Source organism: Bradyrhizobium sp. JR3.5 (genome assembly GCF_054057015.1).
This window is the reverse complement of record NZ_JBSRYV010000001.1, coordinates 497,963-515,627: the sequence shown is the minus strand read 5'-3', so window position 1 is coordinate 515,627 and position 17,665 is coordinate 497,963. Positions and strand designations below refer to the sequence as shown.

At 62.5% G+C, this 17,665-nt stretch carries 14 protein-coding genes and 2 pseudogenes; 8 read left to right on the top strand and 8 right to left on the bottom strand.

Translation table 11 applies throughout. The features are described 5' to 3' along the window. Nucleotides 1-78: 78 nt before the first annotated feature. Nucleotides 79-1,092, bottom strand: coding sequence for an ArdC family protein (locus ACVWW1_RS02550; RefSeq protein ID WP_456654729.1), 1,014 nt, complete (start codon nucleotides 1,090-1,092; stop codon nucleotides 79-81). A gap of 1,263 nt (nucleotides 1,093-2,355) precedes the next feature. Here ACVWW1_RS02550 and ACVWW1_RS02545 point away from each other — a divergent pair. Continuing rightward, nucleotides 2,356-3,441 carry a hypothetical protein gene (locus ACVWW1_RS02545; protein ID WP_456654728.1) on the top strand — a complete coding sequence of 362 codons (1,086 nt, stop codon included), beginning with the start codon at nucleotides 2,356-2,358 and terminating at the stop codon, nucleotides 3,439-3,441. Between the two features lie 42 nt (nucleotides 3,442-3,483). On the opposite strand, the pseudogene ACVWW1_RS02540 reads toward ACVWW1_RS02545, so the two are convergent. The 3 genes and pseudogenes from ACVWW1_RS02540 to ACVWW1_RS02530 all read right to left on the bottom strand — a co-directional run bounded on the left by ACVWW1_RS02540 (nucleotide 3,484) and on the right by ACVWW1_RS02530 (nucleotide 7,637). Further along, nucleotides 3,484-4,264 (bottom strand): annotated as a pseudogene (locus tag ACVWW1_RS02540) (enoyl-CoA hydratase/isomerase family protein). 79 nt (nucleotides 4,265-4,343) lie between these two features. Next, a complete protein-coding gene (locus ACVWW1_RS02535) occupies nucleotides 4,344-6,443 on the bottom strand; it encodes a molybdopterin oxidoreductase family protein (RefSeq protein WP_456654727.1) in 2,100 nt (699 codons plus the stop codon). Nucleotides 6,444-6,566: 123 nt separating this feature from the next. Beyond that, nucleotides 6,567-7,637 (bottom strand): ABC transporter substrate-binding protein, encoded by a 1,071-nt coding sequence (locus ACVWW1_RS02530; protein WP_456654726.1) that lies wholly within the window; start codon nucleotides 7,635-7,637, stop codon nucleotides 6,567-6,569. 175 nt (nucleotides 7,638-7,812) lie between these two features. Between ACVWW1_RS02530 and ACVWW1_RS02525 the strand changes: the two genes are divergently transcribed. Both ACVWW1_RS02525 and ACVWW1_RS02520 read left to right on the top strand, forming a co-directional pair. Beyond that, complete coding sequence (locus tag ACVWW1_RS02525) at nucleotides 7,813-8,763, top strand: Bug family tripartite tricarboxylate transporter substrate binding protein (protein ID WP_456656605.1); 951 nt, start codon at nucleotides 7,813-7,815, stop codon at nucleotides 8,761-8,763. A gap of 39 nt (nucleotides 8,764-8,802) precedes the next feature. Next, nucleotides 8,803-9,513, top strand: coding sequence for a molybdate ABC transporter substrate-binding protein (locus ACVWW1_RS02520; RefSeq protein ID WP_456654725.1), 711 nt, complete (start codon nucleotides 8,803-8,805; stop codon nucleotides 9,511-9,513). 10 nt (nucleotides 9,514-9,523) lie between these two features. Here ACVWW1_RS02520 and ACVWW1_RS02515 read toward each other — a convergent pair whose 3' ends face one another. Beyond that, complete coding sequence (locus tag ACVWW1_RS02515) at nucleotides 9,524-10,330, bottom strand: SDR family NAD(P)-dependent oxidoreductase (protein WP_456654724.1); 807 nt, start codon at nucleotides 10,328-10,330, stop codon at nucleotides 9,524-9,526. Nucleotides 10,331-10,404: 74 nt separating this feature from the next. On the opposite strand from ACVWW1_RS02515, the gene ACVWW1_RS02510 reads away from it, so the two are divergent. The 5 genes and pseudogenes from ACVWW1_RS02510 to ACVWW1_RS02490 all read left to right on the top strand — a co-directional run bounded on the left by ACVWW1_RS02510 (nucleotide 10,405) and on the right by ACVWW1_RS02490 (nucleotide 15,364). Next, nucleotides 10,405-11,148 (top strand): GntR family transcriptional regulator, encoded by a 744-nt coding sequence (locus ACVWW1_RS02510; protein WP_456654723.1) that lies wholly within the window; start codon nucleotides 10,405-10,407, stop codon nucleotides 11,146-11,148. A gap of 40 nt (nucleotides 11,149-11,188) precedes the next feature. Further along, nucleotides 11,189-12,220 carry a TRAP transporter substrate-binding protein gene (locus ACVWW1_RS02505; protein WP_456654722.1) on the top strand — a complete coding sequence of 344 codons (1,032 nt, stop codon included), beginning with the start codon at nucleotides 11,189-11,191 and terminating at the stop codon, nucleotides 12,218-12,220. A gap of 42 nt (nucleotides 12,221-12,262) precedes the next feature. Continuing rightward, a pseudogene (locus ACVWW1_RS02500) lies at nucleotides 12,263-12,712 on the top strand (TRAP transporter small permease); the annotation flags it as partial. A 79-nt stretch (nucleotides 12,713-12,791) separates the two neighbouring features. Continuing rightward, entirely contained in the window at nucleotides 12,792-14,087 is a 1,296-nt protein-coding gene (locus tag ACVWW1_RS02495; RefSeq protein ID WP_456654721.1) for a TRAP transporter large permease, read from the top strand. A gap of 185 nt (nucleotides 14,088-14,272) precedes the next feature. Then, a complete protein-coding gene (locus tag ACVWW1_RS02490; RefSeq protein ID WP_456656604.1) occupies nucleotides 14,273-15,364 on the top strand; it encodes an amidohydrolase family protein in 1,092 nt (363 codons plus the stop codon). Between the two features lie 15 nt (nucleotides 15,365-15,379). Here ACVWW1_RS02490 and ACVWW1_RS02485 read toward each other — a convergent pair whose 3' ends face one another. From ACVWW1_RS02485 to ACVWW1_RS02475, 3 genes are all read right to left on the bottom strand, one after another. Then, nucleotides 15,380-15,649: a hypothetical protein gene (locus ACVWW1_RS02485; RefSeq protein WP_456654720.1), complete on the bottom strand. Its 270-nt coding sequence runs from the start codon at nucleotides 15,647-15,649 to the stop codon at nucleotides 15,380-15,382. A 139-nt stretch (nucleotides 15,650-15,788) separates the two neighbouring features. After that, complete coding sequence (locus ACVWW1_RS02480; protein WP_456654719.1) at nucleotides 15,789-16,526, bottom strand: Crp/Fnr family transcriptional regulator; 738 nt, start codon at nucleotides 16,524-16,526, stop codon at nucleotides 15,789-15,791. A 295-nt stretch (nucleotides 16,527-16,821) separates the two neighbouring features. Then, entirely contained in the window at nucleotides 16,822-17,661 is an 840-nt protein-coding gene (locus tag ACVWW1_RS02475; protein WP_456654718.1) for a phosphodiesterase, read from the bottom strand. Nucleotides 17,662-17,665 lie beyond the last annotated feature (4 nt).

The window sequence follows — 17,665 nt, the reverse complement described above, 5'->3', positions numbered from 1 at the left end:
CTATCGTTTGGACAGCCATTGTCATTTGAGGTCTCCATGACGGGCGCCCGAAGGACCTCTCCCTCGGCCTCCAACCCGTCATGGCGCCACGCGCCGCCCTCTTTCTCTCGAGCGCCTCACCAAATTCCGATCATGTTTCCTGTCGGCCCTGACAGAGTTGGCCGGTACGGCTAGGGACTGCTTTGGAAGAAACCCGAGCAAAAAGTCGGCGGCTTTGCTCGCCTTCGATGCCGCACGCAGAATTGCGCGGTTATCCTCCCGCAGGATCTCGAGCCATGAGCTGATATAGTCGGCGTGGCGCACGGTCGGCACGATGCCGAGTGACGTGCAGCAGAATGCAGCGCAGAGTTCCGCAACCAATTCCTCGAATGCGTATCTCTTCGTACCATAGCAGCCACCAAGATCGCGGTTGAGGCGCGAGGGATGACCGCTCGCGTGGCCAAGCTCGTGAAGCGCGGTGCGGTGCCAATTGATCGGCTCGAAATAGGCCGCGGGCGGCGGCACCTGGACATAGTCGTCAGACGGCGCATAGAATGCGCGGTTGCCGCCGATACGGAAATCGATACCGGTCGCCTTGATCAAGGCCTCAACCGTCGGTTCAATCATGTCGGGTCGCTGCGGTGGCGCAGCGGTCGCCATTCCTGCGGGGAGTGCACCATCGCATTGGTCGACATTGAAGACGGTAAAGCGCTTCAAGAATGGAACAGCTTGCGCCTCCTCACCAGTCTCGTACGCGCGCAGCTTTTCGTCACGCGGCACGAAATGATCAGCGTGAACGATGGTCGTGCCACGTTCGCCCTTGAGGATGTGACTTCCGATCGCGAGCGCCTGACGGTAGGTGAGCCAGCGCTGACTTGAGAACCCGCGCTCGCGGGCCGTACTCCAGAGTATCAGGACGTTCACGCCACTGTACTGACGATTCGTCGTGGCGTTTCTCGGCATAACCGCGACTGCTTTTTCTGTATCATTCTCCCATGGCTGAACCCAGGGTACGTGGCCAGCCTCCAGCTCGGCTATGATCTTATCGGTAATTTCGTCATACAGGCTCAACCGGTCTTGCTTAGCGCGCGTCCGGGAAGGGTGTTTGGACATTGCGGGTCTCCGCGACGGGCGCCGCGAGCCTCTCTCGCAACTTCCAACCCGTCACGGCCTCCCACGGCCGCACTCTTACTCTCCATGCCTGTCCCTCCACCCGCGTATGCGTGGGCCACGGTCTCCGACTGACCGCGCCGATCGCGTCAGGGATGGACGCCCAAAGGGGGAAAATCCGGCGAAGCCGGAGTTTCAGCGCAGCCGACAGCCCGGCCCGCTAGGGCGACGCTCACCTGGGCTGGTGCAATTGCTTTATCAACGCCGCGCTCACGGGGCCGCCTTGCCGGCTGCGCTTCGCAATTCCGACAAAGGAGAGGGCTATTGTAGTCCAGACGTGAGATGAGCGACACACTTGTCGGAATGGCAACTGACAATTCGCAAGAATCACATGCCTCTCGCCGAGCGGCGTTTTCCGTGATGGGCGCCAGACTTCTTGCCGACGAACTGCCGTTCAGCTCAGCTCCGCGGAACTTTCGCAGCCGCTTGCGAGCCTGAACAGCACGTTTTGCGAACCGTCGATCGCTGCGCCATCGGCACCGCATGCCTGCTCAATCGACGCCCAGCACTTATTTGCGCGCTGGGCCCGCCGACTACCGCACCAGCTTCTGACGCCACTATACCTCACGGCTCCCTCGTGCTTCGAGAGTGTGCACGAGGGGACCAGAGGGTATGAGCGCATGTCAGCAAGGACCACAAAGGATCACGCCGTTCCATTAGCTTCAGCGCGTAGACCGTTGTCGCATTGACGTGCGAGCTGACGTCCGTGGCACCCCGCGCCGCCCTTCCCGCCCGCTATCCACCGATCGGCACTTGGCCTGCACTCATGCCTGCCGACATGGCCGCTGCTTATCTGGGTTTCGCAGACACGCGCGAACTCGCGCGCGCTGTCGGCCGCAGCGAAGCACCGCCACCAATCGCCTATCGCGGAACTGGACGGGCTCGACAGCCAGTCTGGTCGAAAGCCAGCATCGATCACTTCAGCATCCAACACGCAGCAGCACCAAATGGATCCAACAATGAAGACTTGGCCTCTCTCGTATGAATACGCCCGATGCTGCGCCGAGGGCTCCTCGCTATTTTCGGTCGAAGCCATTGAAGGATGGTCGATCGGGTTACTTCTTCGAGCCGCCGACGTGGGCCCGTAAGCAGGGCTGCCCCGTACATGCTGAAGCGTTGGGACGAGACTTCGCGTCGGCGGTCGAGCGAGCTGAAAGCGCTCTGCTGCCCGCTTTTGACAGCTGGCGCTCTGGAGGACTGACTGACATGCTTCCGGTCACCCCTGCGATCGGCACTTTTGACTGGCTCGTCGGCGTTTTCCGGGCGCACCAGCGATGGCGAGACATCGATCACAAGACACAGCGCTTATACGGCCAGGGTCTGCAACTCTTCGCCAATCACGAACTAAAAGACGGCAGTCGCGTCGGCTCCAAACAGATCGCTGATTTCACCAAAGCATTCGTTGACGCGGTCTACGTGAAGCTTCTCGTCGTGCAATACAAGGATAAGGACGGTAACACGGCCAAGCGCGAACGTCGACGCTTCGCAAATGCAGCTATGACTGCTTGCAGGCGCGCCTGGTTTGTTGGTCAGCGCGCGCAAGAAACAATGGTACCATTGGTCAATCCATTTTCGCGGATGGGCCTAAAATCCCGTGCGCCTGGGCAGCCCATGCGGGAGACACCCACGGCAAGCTGGGACGAACTGGCCGCGTTCAGGCGAACTGCGAAACGGCTCGGATATCACTCAATTGGAACTGCCGCGCTATTGGCGTGGGAGTGGCTGCAGCGCGAGGAGCATGTATTCGGCGCTTTCGAAATCGCGCACTATCGGCCGAAAGAGCGGTCAAACAGCGTACGGATTGTGCATCCAAAGAATAACGAGGAAGCCTGGTGGCCTCTGTTCGACGACAAGGGCGCCCCCCTCTTCCCCGAGTTGATGGCAGAACTTGATGCGATCAAAGGCTCTGTCGTTTCAGGATTGGTGTTCCGCCGTGATCATGCCCACCGCAAGTCGCTCGCGTTGATCCCGTGGATGACCGAGCGCAAGGACCTTCGCTATCTTCGCCATGTGGTCAAAAAGATAGTCATCGCAGCTGGTCTTCGGCACGAGCTCTCATTTACATCGTTTCGCCACGGCGGGTTCACGGAAGGTGCCGATAGCGATCTCACGGACGCTGAACTACGCACCGCCGGCCGCCATCGTTCGAGACAACAACTCCCAACCTATGCCAAACGCACGCGGAAGCAGTTGATCGCGGCCGCAAAGAAGCGCCGAGAAGAACGAGAGAGAACGGCCCTTTCATCAGACTCCGCCCTCCCTTCTCATGGTCCCCTCGTTCCAGGCAATTGACGCGATTTTCGCGTCAAGGAGAGCTTGCGATCGGTCTACCGCCTAGCGCCCGGTCCACGTCGGCTTGCGCTTCTCGCCGAAGGCCTTGAGGCCTTCCTTGGCGTCCTCGGTCATCGCAAGCAGCGCGATCTGGCTCTCGGTGTAGGCGATACTTTCGTCGAACGACATCGACGCAATCGCGCGCATGGCGTATTTGCCGCGACGGATCGCGGTCGGTGACTTGTCGACGATGCGGCCGATCAGCCAGTCGACCTTGGCATCGAGCTCGGCTGCCGGAACGACGTAGTTGAGCAGACCCGCGGCCTGTGCGGTCTTGGCATCGAACGGGCTCGCCGGTCAGCGCCCATTCGTTGATGAGGCGTGCGGGGGCGATCGATTGCAGCAGGCTGAGCACCTGCATCGGAAACACGCCGACCTTCACCTCCGGCAGCCCGAAGATCACCTGATCGCCGGCGACCGCCATGTCGGTCATGCACAGCAGGCCCATGCCGCCGGCCATGCAGACGCCGCCGACCCGCGCGATCGCGGGCTTGGTCGCGTTCTGCGACAGCCGCAACAAATCGGCGTAGTCGACATTGGGACGCGAGAAATCCATCGAGAACGCCGCGCCGCTGTTCTGCAGATCGGCGCCGGCGCAGAACGCCTTGTCGCCCGCGCCCGTCAGCACGATGACGCGCACATCCTTGTCGTCATGCGCCTCGCGATAGCCCCTGGCGATGCCCGCGATCACACCGGCATTGAGCGCGTTGCGCTTGTCCGGGCGGTTGATGGTGATCCAGAACGCCTGCCCGCGCTTCTCGAGAAGAACGCTGTTGTCGGTCATGTTTCCTGCCTGTTTTCTTGCCTGTGTGCCATTGCCAGCCGACATTTGCGGCAGGATCGGCGCCGACTGCAAGCAGGATTTAAGCGGCAGCGGACGCCTTCCTGATCCAGACCTTGTTGTCGTGAAACGCGGCGCCACCAAGCGGTGCGACGGCCTCCGCCCCGGTCAGCATGTTGATGCCGCACCCGCCGATATGGGACTTGTTCGGATGGATCGACTCGGCGATCAGCACGCCGCGGCGAACGCCATCAAACAGTCTTGCGGTCAGCGTGGTCTCGCCACGCGTGTTGCCGAGCGTCACGGCCTCCCCATCGGCGATCGACAGCGCGGCCGCATCGTCGGGGTGGATCATCACGGTCGGCGCGCCCTCGCGGGCCTGCGACGACGGCGTTTCGTTGAAGCTGGTGTTGAGAAAGCTGCGCGACGGCGACGTCGCGAGCCGGAACGGATGCTGCGCGTCCGCCTCCTCGATGATGGTCCAGTGGTCGGGCAGCGAGGGCATCTTGTCCCAGGCGCCCATCAGCCCGCCTGCCCCGACCGGCACCTTGCCCCAATCGACCTTGAAGTGGAACTTCTTGTCGGCATGGGCGAAGCCGTCGAGATAATGCGAGGTGCGGAAATCCGGCTGCAGATCGCGCCAGATATCGGCTTCCAGCGTCTCGATATCGCCGTGCCCGCTTTTCTTCAAAGTTGCGTCTATCAGCTGGCGCGGCGTCATGTCGAAACCGGGATGCACGGCATTGAGCCTGCGGCCAAGCTCCTGCAGCACCTCGTGATTGGAGCGGCACTCGCCGGGCGGATCGATCAGCTTCGGGCCGACCGAGATGTGCTGGTGACCGCCACCATAATAAAGGTCGTCGTGCTCCATGAACATCGTCGCCGGCAGCACGATGTCGGCCATCTGCGCCGTCTCGGTCATGAACTGCTCATGCACCGCGACGAACAGATCCTCGCGGGCAAATCCCTGCCGCACCAGCGCCTGCTCGGGCGCCACCGTCATCGGATTGGTGTTCTGGATCAGCATCGCCTTGACCGGCCCGCCGCCGCGCAACGCCTCGGCATCGCCGGTCAGGATGCGGCCGATCTTCGACTGATCGAGCACCCGGGTCGAGGGATCGATCGCGTCGTGGCCTTCGATGATCGACTCATCGAAGCGCCAGATGCCCGCATTGTTGAAGAACGCGCCGCCGCCCTCATGTTGCCAGGCACCGGTGACCGCGGGAATGCACAGCGCGGCATGCATCTGCGCGGCGCCGTTGCGGCTGCGGGTAAACCCGTAGCCAAGGCGGAAGAACGAGCGCTTGGTGGTCCCGACCAGCCGCGCGAACGCCTCGATCTCCTCGACCGGCACGCCCGAGATCGCTGACGCCCATTCCGGCGTGCGCGTCTTCAGATGCGCTTCCAGCTCGTCCGGGCAATCGGTATAGCGCGCGAGATAGTCGCGATCGGCAAGTCCCTCGCGGAACAGCACGTGCATCACGGCGCAGGCGAAGGCGCCATCGGTTCCCGGCCGCAGCAGAATCTTGATGTCGGCCTGCTTCATGGTCTCGTTGTTGTAAACGTCGACCGCCGCAATCTTGGCGCCGCGCTCCTTCCGCGCGCGCGCTGCATGCGTCATCACGTTGACCTGGGTGTTCACCGGATTGGTGCCCCAGATCACGACGAGGTCGGAGACGCCCATCTCGCGCGGATCGACGCCGGCGATCTTGCCGGTTCCGGCAGCGAAGCCGATGCGCGCGATGGTCGAGCAGATCGTGCCGTAGAAGCGCGAATACTTCTTCACATGCGACAGGCGGTTGAGGCCGTCGCGCATCACGAGCCCCATGGTGCCGGCGTAGTAATAGGGCCAGACCGACTCGGCGCCGAACTCCCGCTCGGCAGCGTCGAATCGCGCCGCGATCTCGTCCAGCGCCTCGTCCCACGAAATCCGCGCGAACTGACCGGAACCCTTCGGGCCGGTCCGGCGCAGCGGATGCATCAGCCGTTCAGCGTGGTGGATCCGCTCGGCATAACGCGCGACCTTGGCGCAGACCACGCCGGCCGTATAGGTCTGCTGTTTCGAGCCGCGCACCCTGCCAATCGAGCGTCCCTCGATCACCTCGACGTCGAGCGCGCATGCCGAGGGGCAGTCGTGCGGACAGGTGGAATGGCGGATATCGACCTTGGCATGCTGGTTCATGCCAAATTGGTAACATCAAATATCCGCTCCGCCGAGGGGCATTATTGCCCCGGTCCGGGCGAAAACCGCGCATAAGGCATGCGGCAAACGCCCAGATGCTCAGCTATCGGCCGGCTCCGTCCGTCAAACGCGGAAGATACGGGTGTAGTGCGACTTGATCGATTCCCCCTCCCTCTCCACCGCCACCGGGTCGTCCTTCATCGTCTTGATGTCCTTCAACGGCTTGCGCCCGGCCTTCTCCTTGGCCAGCGCATGGACGGACCTGAGGCCGCCGATCTCGACGTTGAGCTGCTGCCCCTCACGCCCGAGCGCGAACGATTGAAACAGCCTTGCCGCATTGGGATGCGGACAGTCCTTGAAGATCCCATTGGGACCGACAATGATCGGTGACCCTTCGGTGGCGTAGACCGGCTCGACCGGGCGGCCCATCTCCTTCAGCTGAAAGATGTTGTACTCGTTGCCGTCGGCCATGACCGCGCGCTCGCCGAGGTCGAGCTTCTTCGGTGGATCGGTCGAGGACTGCACCTGCATGATGTTCTGCTTTGCGAGCTGCTCGAAGAAGCTCCAGCCGAGGTCGCGCTGCAACTGATAGGTCGCAGTCATGATGGTGCCGCTATAGCCGGGATGCGCCTTCACGATCTTGCCCTTCCATTTCGGATCGAGCAGATCGGCGAAGCTCTTCGGCGCATCCTCGGCCTTCACGAGATTGGTGTTGTAGGCAATGATCGAAAGCCAGACCCGGAAGCTTGCGAATTGCCCATCGGCATCGCGATGCTCGTCCGGATAGTATTTCGCGACCTCCTCCGGCACGTAGGGCGCCAGAATGCCGTCGCGCTTCCACACGATGAAATGCGCGGCGTCGGAGGAATTGACGACGTCGACCGCGTGAATGTTGCTGGCGTATTCCTGGCCCACCCGCTGGAACACGCGCTCCGCGCCGGTACGTTCGACACGCACGGTAATCCCAGCATATTTCGCCTCGAATGCCTTCGCCAGCTTCTCCGCGACCGGCAAATCGGTCGAGGTGTAATAGACGACCTGCCCCTCTTTCTTCGCCGCCTCGATCAAGGTCGACGTAACCGGTTCCGCAGCTGGCGCGGCGGCCATCACGCGTGTCGAAAGGGCGGTCCCTGTCAGCACGGCGAAGGTGCCCTTCAGCAAATCGCGGCGCGATAATCCAGGATGTTTCCTCATTTGATTCCCCGCACGCGATGGCGAAGTTAGAGTACACCGCCCTCCCGCTCTTATTCCGATGCGCGAAGACGATGTCTGTCGTCGACAGATGCTTCAGGTTGCAGCTAGACTTCTGGCCAAGAAAGAAGACTAAAGTTGGGGGAGACGATCAATGGCGGACTTTCGGTACGCCGTGATGTGTGTCGCGGCATTGCTGACCGTGTCGATGTCGGGCTCACATGCGGACGCCGAGGACTACCCGGCGCGGCCGGTCAGGATCGTCGTTCCGTTTGGTCCCGGCGGTCCGGCCGACGTCGTTGCGCGCCAGATCGGCAGCATCTTGCAGGAAAACCTCGGCCAGCCCTTCGTGGTGGAGAACCGCACCGGCGCCGGCGGCGTGATCGGCACGCTCGAGGTCGCGAAGGCGCCGGCCGATGGTTACACCCTTCTGATGATGTCGAACACCCAGACCGCCAATGAATCGCTGGTGCCTCAGCGCAAATATGAGTTGATGCGCGACCTGACGCCGATCGCATCCCTGAACACTTCGGATCTGGTGATCGTGGTCCACCCCGCCGTGCCGGCCAAGACGCTGCAGGAGTTCATCGCGCTTGCAAAGGCAGAGCCCGGAAAGCTGAACTACGCCTCGTCGGGTCAGGGGACGCCGTATCACATGGCGGGCGAGTTGTTCAAAGCCATGGCCGGGGTCAACATCGTGCATGTGCCCTACCGCAACAGTGGTGAGGCCCGCAGCGGCGTCATCGGCGGCCAGGTCCAGATGATGATCGATGCCGTTCCGGCGATGGTACCGAATGTTGCCGAAAACCAGGTCCGCGCGCTCGCAACAACCGGCAAGTCCCGTTCCGCGGTGCTATCAAACGTTCCGACCGTGACCGAGGCGGGCGTTTCCGGCTATGAGGCGACGATCTGGCTCGGCTTGATGGCCCCAGCAGGCACGCCGAAGCCGATCATCGAGAAACTCAACACGGCCGTGAATGCCGCGGTCAGGCGGCCGGAGGTCGAGAAGTTTTGGGCCGAGCAGGGCGCGGTGCCGATGACCATGACGCCGGAGGCCTTCGACAAATTTCTGCGCGCCGATATCGTGAAGTGGGCAGACGTCGTCAAAAGACTGGACAAGACCGAATAGGCACGTAGCGGCCAAACCGTGGTGACGGAACAGGTGCAAATGAAGACGTTGAACATCCTGAGCGGCGGCGCAGCGCAGGGACTGGTCCGCAGCCTGGAGCCGGCGTTTGAAGCCGAAACCGGCCTCGGCATTGCCGGTGATTTTGGCGCAGTCGGCGCCGTGGCCGACAGACTGCGTGCCGGCGTTCCAACCGACATCGTCATCCTGACCGCCGCGCTGATCGCGAAGCTTGCCGACGAGGGGCTGGTTCTGCGCAGCTCGATCGCCGACATCGGCCGCGTCGAAACGGCGCTTGCGGTCCGCGCAGGGGATCCGCCGGCGTGCGCTGCTGACGCGGCCAGCCTGCGCGCTGTGCTGCTCGATGCGGACGCGATCTTCGTGCCCGATACCAAGGCGTCAACCGCCGGAATTCATGTCGCGAAGGTGCTGTCGCAACTCGACATCGCTGGCGTCGTCGCCGACCGGCTGAGAATCTATCCGAACGGCGCGACGGCGATGCGGCATCTGGCCGGGTCCAGTGACCGGCGGCCGATCGGTTGCACGCAATCCACCGAGATCATCAGCACGCAGGGCGTCGTGCTATCGGGCACCTTGCCGCCGGGATGCGGGCTCGCGACCATGTATACGGCTGCCGTTGCGACGCAGGCCTCGGCTGCATCGCAGGCGCAGCGTTTGATCGCAATTCTGACGTCATCAGATACGTCGGAGCTACGCGGCCAGGCTGGCTTTGTCTCCAGCCTGACGTCCTAGATGCGACAACCTAACGCGCCAGTTGCGTAAGACCCGTCGGCGGTCCATCGACCGCCGTCCAGCCGCCGTCGACGAACAGCGTGCTGCCGCTGACATAGCTCGCCGCATCAGATGCAAGGTAAGCCACGGCGGTGGCGACCTCGTCAGCGCTGCTCCAGCGATTGAACACGGTGTGGCCGGCATAGAGATTGTAGATATCGGGCCGCTGCTTGAACGGGCCGGTCAATGCGGTCTCCGCGATACTCGGCGCGATGGCGTTGACGCGGACGCCGGACCGCCCGACCTCGGACGCGAAGCCTTTCACCAGAAGACCGATCGCCGCCTTGGTCGAACCATAGACTGCAAGACCCGGCTCGATCGTCACAGCGCGCACCGAGGAGCAGGCAATCAGGCTGCCGCCCTGTTGTTTGACCATGATGCGGCCGAACGCCTGGAAGAACCACACCGTGCCCTTGATGTTGAGGTTGATGACGCGATCGAGGTCCTCGTCGGTGTAGTCGAGGATGGTCTTGCGAATATTCAGCCCCGGCGTGGTGACCGCGATGTCGACGCGCTGAAATTCCGCAAGCGCCTTCGCTGCCAGCGCCTCGACGTCCGCCCGGTCGGCAGCATCGCAGCCTGCGGCCGTTGCCGATCCGCCCTGCTCCCGGATCGCTGCGGCGGTCGCATCCGCGCCCTCCAGCGTGCGATCGGCACACAGCACGCGTGCGCCGAGCGACGCCAGTGCTTCGGCCGAGGATTTGCCGATACCGGAGGCTGCGCCCAGCACCACGGCGGTCTTGCCGGTGAGATCAAATAGCTTGCGGTAGTCGGTCATGTGACCTCCCGGGATGCCAGCGATGCTTGTTTGCGTTCGCTTCATATACTAATATATCAATTTTTGGAGCAACAATGCCCACCAGCTCGCCGAAAAAGTTGGAGCTCCGCAACCTCGCCGGCCACCGGCGGACCGGTCGTCCGCGGACCGCAACTGCGGCGGCGCGGATCTATGCCGAGCTGCGCGCTGAACTGGTCTCATTGCAGCGCAGGCCCGGCGATCCGATCATCGAGGCCGAGATCGCGCGCGGATATGGCGTCAGCCGGACCCCGGTGCGGGAAGCCATCCTGCGCCTGTCGGACGAGGGCCTGGTCGAGATCTTCCCGCAATCGGGCATCTTCGTATCGCGTATCCCGCTCGCCGCGCTTCCGGAGGCGATTATCGTCCGCAGGTCGCTGGAGGAAACCACGACCCGCATGGCAACCGAGCGCGCCAGCGCCAGCCAGATCCTCAGCCTGCACGCGATCCTCGAACGTCAACGCGAGGCCGAGATGGCCGCCGATCGCGAAGCATTCCATCAGGCCGACGAAGCCTTTCACGCCGCCATCGCCGACATTGCCGGACATCCCGGCATCTGGAAGCTGATCCTGCAGGTCAAGGTTCACGTGGACCGCTTCCGGTGGCTCACCCTGCCGCAGCGTGGGCGAATGGCCGAGGTCATCGCCGAGCACGAGGCCGTGATGGCCGCGATCGAGGCGCGCGACCCGGCATCCGCCGGAGCGGCGATGGCCAGACACCTCGAACGGCTTCTGGCCGACATCTCGGCGACCCAGCACCACAATCCGGAGTTCTTCGACGAGCAAAGCCAGCCGGCATGACCGCGGCCGAACTCCGGCCAGGCAATTTGGGAGGAATGACATGAACCGTACAGATCGATCGCAGCACCGCGGTACCGGGCTCAACCGTCGTGACGTCATCAAGATCGGCGCCGGCCTTGGCGCGGTGGTTGCGACCTCGGTGCAAACAGCCCTCGCCCAGTCGAAAGCCCTCTTCAAGGCGTCGGATGTACAGCCGCCGGGCTACCCGACCGTCGTCGCGACGGAAAACCTCGGCAAGAAGCTGGCGGCGGCGACCAACGGGCGTCTGTCACTGCAGATGTTCCCCTCGATGCAGCTCGGCGGCGAGAAGGAAACCATCGAGCAGACCCAGATCGGTGCGATCCAGATGCTGCGCGTCAGCGCCGGCTCGATCGGCCCGATCGTCGATGACATCAACGTCGTCAACATGCCCTTCCTGTTCAAGAACATGGCGCATGCCGAGCGGATGATGGATGGCCCGATCGGTCAGGAGCTGCTGGACAAGATCACGGCAAGCCCGAATGCCGGACTGGTCGCACTGTGCTGGATGAATTCCGGCGCACGCAGTCTCTACAACACCAAGCACGCGATCAAGACCATCGCCGACATCAAGGGCCTCAAGTTTCGCGTCATCGGCAATCCGATCTTCATCGACATGATGAACGCGCTCGGCGGCAACGGTGTCGCGATGGGCTACGATCAGGTGTTCAGCGCGCTGCAGACCGGCGTCATCGACGGCGCCGAGAACAATCCCCCGAGCTACGTCTTCAGCAATCATTACACCGCAGCGAAACACTTTTCGCTCACCGAGCACCTGATCGTTCCCGAGCTGCTGGTGTTCTCGAAACGCGCCTGGTCCGCGCTGGCAGCCGATGACCAGACGCTGATCAGGAAGCTCGCCCGTGAGGCGCAGATGGAAGAGCGCGGGCTCTGGAACACCTTCGAGCAGCAGGCGATGGAAAGGGCGAAGGCTGCCGGGTGCGAGATCATCGAGATTGCCGACAAGGCGCCGTTCCAGAACGCGGTCAAGCCGGTATGGGACAAATATGGCCCGAAATACCAGGACATGATCGGGCGCATCCAGTCCGCCTGACGCCACGCCATACGGGAAATCGTCCTCTTGCAGGAAACGGACATGGCCGGATCATATCGCCGCGCGATGGACTATTTGTATCTCGCCTGCGTCATCACGGGCTCTGTCGCGCTGATCCTGATTTCAGCCGTTATCCCCTGGGCAGTGTTCACGCGCTATGTCCTGAACAGCGCCGCATCCTGGCCCGAACCTCTCGCGGTGCTGCTCACCATCGTCGTGACGTTCATCGGTGCGGCCGCCGGATATCGGCTCAATCTGCATATGAACGTCGCGTATTTTGCCAACAAGCTGCCTGATCCGCTTCGCAACCTGACCGACCTTTTGGTCCAGCTGCTGATGGGCCTGATCGCACTGTTCATGGTCATCTGGGGCGCTCGGCTCGTCGAGGTGACCTGGTACAACACGATCGCCGACTTCCCATCGCTTTCAGTCGGTGTCACCTATCTTCCGATTCCGATCGGCGGCGCCTGCCTGCTCTTGTTCATCATCGAGCGGATTTTCCTGGGTGCGCCACCCGATCCGATCGCACTGCACCGCGACCTTTCCCGCCGACTGATCGCGAGAGGCCATCATGGATATCCTCATTCTGCTCGCGACCATGCTGCTCTGTTTCCTGATCGGCATGCCGATCGCCTACTCGCTGGCGATGGCGGCCATCGTCGGCGCCTTGTGGATCGGCATTCCCCTGGAAGCGGTGATGCTGAAGATTTCCGACGGTGTCAGCAAGGTCGCGATGCTGACGATCCCGTTCTTCGTGCTGGCCGGCGCGATCATGGCGGAGGGCGGCATGGCCCGCCGCCTGGTCGCGTTTGCCGACGTGCTGGTTGGACTAACCCGGCTGCGCGGCGGCCTTTCAATCGTCAACGTGCTTGCGACGACATTCCTGAGCGGCATTTCCGGATCGGCGGTCGCCGATACATCCGCTATCGGCTCGGTGATGATCCCGCAGATGGAAAAGAACGGCTATCCGCGCGTGTTCGCGACAAATCTCACCATCACCTCGTCGGTCCAGGCCCTTCTGGTGCCGCCGAGCCACAACGCGGTGCTCTACTCGCTTGCGACGGGCGGAACGATTTCGATCAGCGCTCTCTTCATGGCCGGTGTGTTCCCCGGGCTGCTGCTCGGCTTCTCGCTGATCATCCTGTGCCTGGCGGTCGCCTACCGCGAAAAGCATCCGCACGGCCAGACCGTGCCGGCCAAGGACGCGATCCGGATCGCCATCGATGCCTCCTGGGGTCTCATCACCCTCGTTATCATCCTTGGCGGCATTCTCGGCGGCATCTTCACCGCAATCGAAGCCGGCGCCGTCGCCTGCATCTGGGCTTTCTTCGTCACAATGTTCATCTATCGCGACTATCGCTGGCGCGACCTGCCGGTGCTGCTCCATCGCACGCTGCGCACTGTCGCGATGGTGATGACGCTGATCGCGTGCGCCTCCAGCGTCGGCTACATCATGGCCCTGACGCAGATGCCGGCCAAGATGACCGCCTTCTTCCTGTCGATCTCCGACAACAAGTACGTCATCCTGCTCCTGATCAACGTGATGCTGCTGGTACTCGGCACGCTTGTCGACATGGCACCCTCGATCCTGATCGCTACGCCGATCCTGTTGCCTGTCATGAAGAACTTCGGCGTCGATCCAGTTCATTTCGGCATGATCATGCTGCTCAATCTCGGCATCGGCCTGTGCCACCCACCGGTCGGAGCAATCCTTTTTGTCGGCTGCGCGGTCGGCAAGGTCACGATCGAGCAGGTCATGCGCAAGATCTGGCCGTTCTACGCGGTGATGTTCTTTGTCCTGATGTGCGTGACCTATCTGCCGGAGATCTCGCTATGGCTGCCGCGGCAACTCCAGGTGCTGCACTGAGGGCAAGCGGCGACTTGCAGAACTGCGGCCGTCACCGGAACCGATCGACATCATCGCCCGGGCCGGGATCAAACCGGTCTGAGCAGATCAACATTGCGCGACACGCACAGCGTGTGGTCTTGCGATCGTTCGCCGGCACCCCTAGGCTCCCCGTCCATAACAAAAAGACCAGGGAGGCGATCGTCATGACCACAAGGCGGGATTTCCTGAAAGCGGGAGCAGCGGCGGCGGGCATCGTGTTCTGCGGCTGCGGGCTCGTCCACAATGCGAATGCGCAGCAATCACGCCAGAAATTGCCGGTCACCGTCGACGGCAAGCGCATCAGGACGATCGACATTCACTCGCATTGCCACTTCCGCGAGGCCGGCGCGCTGCTCGGCGCCGACGCCGGAAAACTGCAACTGCCGCCGGTCAACGGAGCCTCGGAAGCCTTCATCGAGATCGACAAGCGTCTGGCGGCGATGGACGCGCAGGCCGTCGATATGGAGGTGCTTTCGATCAACCCGTTCTGGTACGACCGCGATCGCGAGCTTGCCGGGAAGATCGTGAAGATCCAGAATGAAAAGCTCGCCGAACTCTGCGCCTCGAAGCCCGAGCGGTTCGCAGCCTTCGCCTCGCTGACGCTGCAGGCGCCGGACCTTGCGGTGCAGGAACTGGAGGCGGCGGTCAAGAAGCAGGGCCTGAAGGGCGCGGCGATCGGCGGTGTTGTCGACGGCGTCGAATTCTCCGATTCCAGGTTTCATCCCGTGTGGGCCAAAGCCGAGGAGCTCGGCGTCCCCCTCTTCATCCATCCGCAGGGCGTGCCCGAACTCGGCAGGCGGCTCACCGGCAATGGCTGGCTCGGCAACACGATCGGCAATCCGCTCGAGACCACGATCGCACTCTCCCATTTGATCTTCGAAGGCACGCTCGACCGCTTCCCGGGATTGAGGATCATCGCCGCGCATGGCGGCGGCTATCTCCCCTCCTATGCCGATCGCTCGGACCATCCCTGCCTGGTCGGACCCAAGGGATGCAATCCGGAGATCAAGCTCCAGAAGGCGCCGACCGAATATCTCAAGCAGATCTATTTCGACTCGCTGGTCTTCACGCCCGAAGCGATCCGGCATCTCGCCGCCCAGGTCGGCGCCGGCCAGATTGTGCTGGGAAGCGACTATCCCTATCCATGGCAACTGGCACCGGTCGACCACATCTTCGCCTGCTCATCGCTGAGCGACGACGACAAGGCCAACATTCTCGGCCGGACTGCAGCGAAGCTGCTCGGCGTTGCCGCGTGACGACGGTGCCAACGATCAGTTGGCCTTCACCATCTGTGTCTCATTGTGCGGTAGAGCCGTGGGCGTCGGCTGCGCAACCTTGGTCAATGGATCGACGTCGCCGACGTCGGTTCCCGCGAACTCCGCTTGCGCCGCGTCCGATATCCATTTGACCGCCGCGGGATGGCTGACCAGCATCCCGATCAGTGCAACGATCACGAGCGCCGGTAAGGCGATCAGCTTGATACTGAAGCTCCCGTAGTTGCTTTCGGGGTCCTGCTGCCGGTTGTCGAAAGAGCCCTGCATGGATTCCTCCACAGTGCGAGTATGCTCCACCGAAGCGTCACTTACCGCAGAGCACACATGGCCGATGTGAATGGTTTCACAGGCTTTGTCCGGTTCACCGTTTCGTGAAGTGCGGGACTAACCGCGCAGACGGCAGCGACTACTCGCCGTCATCGGCCCCGGCGTCGACCAGCGCCTGAAGCGATTCGGGCTTCAGCACGACGATCGCACCATGTTCGAGCCTGACCCAACCGCGTGTCGCCCACGCGCGGAGCTGCTTGTTGATGCTCTCGCGGGTCATCCCGACCATCTCGCTGATCTCCTGCTGGGTGATCGAGATGGTGCGCCCCTGCGGCTTGTGCTTGTCGCTCAGGCGCAGCAGCGCGCTCGCCAGACGGCCCGGCAAGTCCTGCAGGATCACCTGCTCGACCTGGTCGCTGGTCCAGCGCAACCTCGCGCACAGCAACTCGATGAACTTCATCGCAAGCGTCGGCTGGCTACGCACGAACGGAATGAACTCGCGCCGGTCGATGACGAACAGCTCGCAATTGGTGTTGGCGGTGGCGTCGGCCGTCCGCGACAAGCCGTCGAGCAGCGCGATCTCTCCGAATATCTCCCCTGCCTCGATCAGGTTCAGGATCGCGTTGCGACCGTCCGGCGACGAGATGCTGATCTTCACCGTGCCCGAGATCACCGCGATCAGGCTGGTGCCCGGATCGCCCTTGGAGAAAATCGTGGTCCCGCGCTTCAGCGTGATGTGCCTGGCGTAGCGGCAGAGCTGATCGAATGCCTCGGGCTCGAGATCGGCAAAGTAAGGATGCTTGCGCAGCACCGACAGCTTGTTGTTCGAAAACAACGGCGCGCCGGCAGTTCGTTCTATGGGCAGCGCACCGGTCATTGTGATCCAGACTGATTGTGTTGCGTTCAATCGGCGCGCCAGCAGCGCGACACACTGACAAGCCATCGATCAATGAAAGCGGAAAGGACTATAGCCCCACCGCCGGCCTACAGCAACAAAAGGTCCAGGCCGGTGAGATCGGGCTGGAAGGCATCGAAAGTACAATTTGGAATAAATATGTGCCTAGTTGCAACGCTCAATTGTAGGCAACGGCCGCCCTTGGTCTTGAAAACCCGCCCGTCACTGGCAATCCCGCCTGGCGAAACCCGTTCGTGTGCGGGTCGACGCCACCTACTCACAGCAGCTTGCCGTCCGGCCCAAAGAACGGATGCGGCCCGTCGAATTGGCCGATGGGGATCTGGTGCGTGACCAGCTGTCCAAAGTCCGGGCCGGGAAACCATGTGTGCAAATGAAATGCGGGCGGTTCCACCTTGAACGATGGTTCGCGCAGCTGTCCGAGGTCCAGGTCGACCGCATGGTTCGGAGCGGGGCATATTGTCACGGCAATCCCGGCGAAAGTGGTCAGCATCGCACGATGGACGTGCCCGCACCCGATCAACCGCACACGCGGGTGACGCCTGACGATGTCCGCCAATGCGTCGGCATTGAAGAGGTCTTGCCGGTCCATATGCCAGATGCCGCCCTTGAATGGCGGGTGGTGCAGGAAAAGCAGCACCGGCCGGTCGACTGCCGTCGCCAGCGCCGCGTCCAGCCATTGCAGCGTGGATGCTTCAAGCATGCCGTGCGGCTTGCCGGCAACGCTTGAATCCAGCAGCAGGAGATCGAGACCATTCACTTCGATCTTCTGGTCGAGCGGACCTCTTGCGTGAACATAGGGCGCGGCCGGAAACGCTTCGCGCATCCACTGGCGCGAGTCGTGATTGCCGGGAATGCCGGCAAACGGCAGGCGCAGCGGCGCCAGCAATCGCTTGAGATAGTCGTATTCCTCGACCGACGGCGTATCGACAAGGTCGCCCGAGATGACGACGAAATCGGGCGCCGGCTCGAACGCTCCGAGCGCCGCCACACAGCGCTCAAGCGCCTTCGCGGTATCGACCCGGCCATAGGCCAGCGCTCCCGGCGGCTTGATGTGGAGGTCGGATATCTGTGCGATGAGAACCGGTTTCGGCGGCATCGAT

Coding starts and splice junctions, on each gene's coding strand:
- ACVWW1_RS02495 (WP_456654721.1), top strand. CDS start 12,792: ATGGATATCCTCATTCTGCTCGCGACCATGCTGCTCTGTTTCCTGATC.
- ACVWW1_RS02525 (WP_456656605.1), top strand. CDS start 7,813: ATGTGTGTCGCGGCATTGCTGACCGTGTCGATGTCGGGCTCACATGCG.
- ACVWW1_RS02550 (WP_456654729.1), bottom strand. CDS start 1,092: ATGTCCAAACACCCTTCCCGGACGCGCGCTAAGCAAGACCGGTTGAGC.
- ACVWW1_RS02535 (WP_456654727.1), bottom strand. CDS start 6,443: ATGAACCAGCATGCCAAGGTCGATATCCGCCATTCCACCTGTCCGCAC.
- ACVWW1_RS02475 (WP_456654718.1), bottom strand. CDS start 17,661: ATGCCGCCGAAACCGGTTCTCATCGCACAGATATCCGACCTCCACATC.
- ACVWW1_RS02530 (WP_456654726.1), bottom strand. CDS start 7,637: ATGAGGAAACATCCTGGATTATCGCGCCGCGATTTGCTGAAGGGCACC.
- ACVWW1_RS02520 (WP_456654725.1), top strand. CDS start 8,803: ATGAAGACGTTGAACATCCTGAGCGGCGGCGCAGCGCAGGGACTGGTC.
- ACVWW1_RS02510 (WP_456654723.1), top strand. CDS start 10,405: ATGCCCACCAGCTCGCCGAAAAAGTTGGAGCTCCGCAACCTCGCCGGC.
- ACVWW1_RS02490 (WP_456656604.1), top strand. CDS start 14,273: ATGACCACAAGGCGGGATTTCCTGAAAGCGGGAGCAGCGGCGGCGGGC.
- ACVWW1_RS02545 (WP_456654728.1), top strand. CDS start 2,356: ATGCTTCCGGTCACCCCTGCGATCGGCACTTTTGACTGGCTCGTCGGC.
- ACVWW1_RS02515 (WP_456654724.1), bottom strand. CDS start 10,330: ATGACCGACTACCGCAAGCTATTTGATCTCACCGGCAAGACCGCCGTG.
- ACVWW1_RS02485 (WP_456654720.1), bottom strand. CDS start 15,649: ATGCAGGGCTCTTTCGACAACCGGCAGCAGGACCCCGAAAGCAACTAC.
- ACVWW1_RS02480 (WP_456654719.1), bottom strand. CDS start 16,526: ATGACCGGTGCGCTGCCCATAGAACGAACTGCCGGCGCGCCGTTGTTT.
- ACVWW1_RS02505 (WP_456654722.1), top strand. CDS start 11,189: ATGAACCGTACAGATCGATCGCAGCACCGCGGTACCGGGCTCAACCGT.